The following is a 2,864-nucleotide window of genomic DNA, read 5'->3' as shown; positions in this document are numbered from 1 at the left end:
GTCCGTCTTGCTCATCCGCCCGCCTCTCCGTGTGCTTGTAGGTACTCGGTCAGAGCCTGTTCCACGAGGTTCGACAGACTGGTGTCGTCGTCGATGGCTTTGTGCTTGACGCGCCGGACCAATGCCGGCGGCAGATAGATGTTCATCTGCACCTTGGCTGGCGGTGAGTCCAACCCGCTGCCGGTCTCGGATCGCTTCCTAGATTCAGCTCCCATGACTGCCCTCCGTGACAGAATGCTAGCAAGCTAGCATTCTGTCCCACAAGCCCACGATGACGTTTCACGGCGTGGTTGCCTGAAGCTCGTCAGGCGTTGGGGTAGTCGACGTCGGTGAACGCCGCATCACGTTCAGCCGCCGGCAGCGCTCCGGTCAGGTACGTCGTGGTTCCGCCGGTGAGCAGCTCCCGCCCGGCGGAGACCAGCGCGCCGTAGGCCACCCATGCCAACGAGCCACCCGTGGAGACCCGGCGCACACCGGCCGCGGCCAGCTCGGCCACCGACGGGACTCCAGGCACCGCGAGCACGTTCACCGGGCAACCGACCGCATTCACGACGCGCTCGATCTCAGCCAAGGAGACGAGCCCGGGCGCGTACAGGACGTCAGCGCCGCCATCGCGGTAGGCGACCAGACGCTCGATCGTGTCGTCCAGGTCGTCAACACCGTACAGATGGTTCTCGGCCCGGGCCGTCAGCACCAGACCATGCCGCGTCGCTGCTTCGGCCGCTTCCTCGACCCGTCCGACCGCGTCGTCCACAGACAACACGCCGACCCCCGGTTCGAAGTCCTCGATCGAGCAGCCGGCGGCACCCGTCTCTGCGATCAGTTCGACGGTCCTTGCCACACCACCCGGCTCATGAGGAAAGCACCCTTCCGAATCCACACTCACCGGAACGGAGACGGCCGAGGTCACAGCCTCCACGTGAACCAGCATCTCGTCGCGGCGGACGTGCTGATCCGGACGCCCGAGCGACCCGGCGAACCCCGAACTGGTCGTCGCCAATGCGTGGAAGCCCACGTACTGAAGCAGACGTGCCGAGCCGATGTCCCACGCATTGGGCATGACGAACAGACCGTCGTCGTGAAGACCACGAAAGACCTCACCAGCGTCCATGTCGATCTCCCCATCCGTGCACGGCGTTCGCTTCCGGGCTAGACACTACTGGCCGGCACCGACACTCACGCGCCGGTATCCATCGACACCGAAGGCAGGGAGCTACTCGAGCGGCTTGAGGCGGTTGAGGATCGTCGGGAAGAACTCAGCAACCGTGGGGTGGATGGGCATCATCTCGGCGAGCACACGGCACGGCGCATCGGCATGCATCAGCGCACTGACGATCTGGATGATTTCGTCACCAGCGATGCCCATGGTCGCTGCGCCGAGGAACCGGTCCGTGTCCGCGTCGACGAGCAACTTGATCAGCCCGGCAGTCTCACCATCCAAACGCGCTCTGTTGTGCTGGTTCATCGGGAATGTCGCCATCAGCACGCGGCGGCCGGACGCTCGGGCTTCACGTTCGGACATGCCGACGCGACCCAATGGCGGGTCGGTGAACATCGCGTATGTCAGGATGCGCGTATCGGCGTTGCGCGTGCCGCCGGTGAGGTGGTCGACGACGATCTCGTGGTCCTGGTACGACGTGTGGGTGAACGAACCCCGGCCGTTGATATCGCCCAGCGCCCAGATCCCGTCGACGGCTGTACGGAATACGCCATCGACCTTGATCACGCCACGGTCGTCGAGTTCCAGGCCGACCGATTCCACGTTGAGCAGGTCGGTGTTCGGAGTGCGCCCCACCGCGACGAGCAGGTGCGAACCTTCGATGGCGCCAGCGGCGTCGGTGTGCACGCGAAGGCCGGCGGCTGTGGGCTCGACTCGCTCGACGTTCGTGCCGGTGTGGATCGTGATTTCCTCCTCCTGCAGGAAGCGAGTGATCTCCGCGGCGACGTCGTCGTCCTCACGTGACGCCAGGCGCGGGCCACGCTCGATGATCGTCACGGTGCTGCCGAAGCGTCGGAACATCTGCCCGAACTCCAGCGCCACGTAACTGCCTCCGAGCACGACGAGGTGGTCCGGCAGCTTGTCGAGGTGCAGGATGCGGTCGTTGTCGAGCCAGGGGACGGCGTCGAGGCCGAGAATCGGCGGTACGGCCGCCCGTGTACCGACGTTGAGAAACACGTTCGTAGCGACGAGCTCCCGGTCACCGACGGCCACCCGGTGGCCATCGGCGCCGGTGCCGGTGAAACGTGCTCGACCACGAATCAGGGAAAGGCCGTCAGTGTGCTCGAGAAAGTCGGTGTATCCGTCGACCCAGTTGTCGATCATCTCGTCCTTGCGGGCGACGGCGGCGGGGAAGTCCATGCGCACGTCGCCTGTGATGACGCCGTGTGCTCGCGCCGTCCTGGCCAGCTGGGCGACCCGCGCCGACGCCCGGAGTGCCTTAGTCGGGCGGCAACCCCGGTTCAGGCACGTGCCGCCGACAGTGTCCTGCTCGATCAAGGCGACACGGTCGCCACGTCCGGCGAGATGGCCGGCAACGCCTGGGCCGGCCTGACCGGCACCGATCACGATGGCGTCAAAGCGTTCGCGAGTGTTGTCCATGTGATCTTCCTTCAGAGGTCGATGGAGACGGGCCCTCGCGGGTGGCGAACAGCACGGAGGAACCTGGTACGGGCTGGGGCGGGCGAAGAACTCCGGCTCATAGGCTACTTCCCCGGCAACGAGGCCCGGCGCTCAGCTATGGCAAGCGCTCCGTCCGGCCGATCTCGTGGACATGACGGTGACCCCCCAGCACTGATGAACGAGACGCAATGGTGGTACGGATGCGAGGGACTTCTGGCAGTTCGCAGGCTTCCCTCTCACTCAT

The 2,864-nt window shown here is 65.5% G+C and carries 3 protein-coding genes; all 3 read right to left on the bottom strand.

Going from position 1 to position 2,864, the window contains the following annotated elements:
- Positions 1–11: 11 nt before the first annotated feature.
- The 3 genes from ELR45_RS14470 to ELR45_RS14460 all read right to left on the bottom strand — a co-directional run bounded on the left by ELR45_RS14470 (position 12) and on the right by ELR45_RS14460 (position 2,599).
- Positions 12–215 carry a ribbon-helix-helix domain-containing protein gene (locus ELR45_RS14470; RefSeq protein ID WP_129667028.1) on the bottom strand — a complete coding sequence of 68 codons (204 nt, stop codon included), beginning with the start codon at positions 213–215 and terminating at the stop codon, positions 12–14.
- An 89-nt stretch (positions 216–304) separates the two neighbouring features.
- Complete coding sequence (locus ELR45_RS14465) at positions 305–1,111, bottom strand: isocitrate lyase/PEP mutase family protein (protein WP_129667027.1); 807 nt, start codon at positions 1,109–1,111, stop codon at positions 305–307.
- Positions 1,112–1,213: 102 nt separating this feature from the next.
- Positions 1,214–2,599: a mercuric reductase gene (locus ELR45_RS14460; RefSeq protein WP_129667026.1), complete on the bottom strand. Its 1,386-nt coding sequence runs from the start codon at positions 2,597–2,599 to the stop codon at positions 1,214–1,216.
- Positions 2,600–2,864 lie beyond the last annotated feature (265 nt).

The organism is Phytoactinopolyspora endophytica (assembly GCF_004138495.1).
Lineage (GTDB): Bacteria > Actinomycetota > Actinomycetes > Jiangellales > Jiangellaceae > Phytoactinopolyspora > Phytoactinopolyspora endophytica.
The sequence above is the reverse complement of the archived record's forward strand: the minus strand, read 5'-3'. Positions and strand labels throughout refer to the sequence as shown.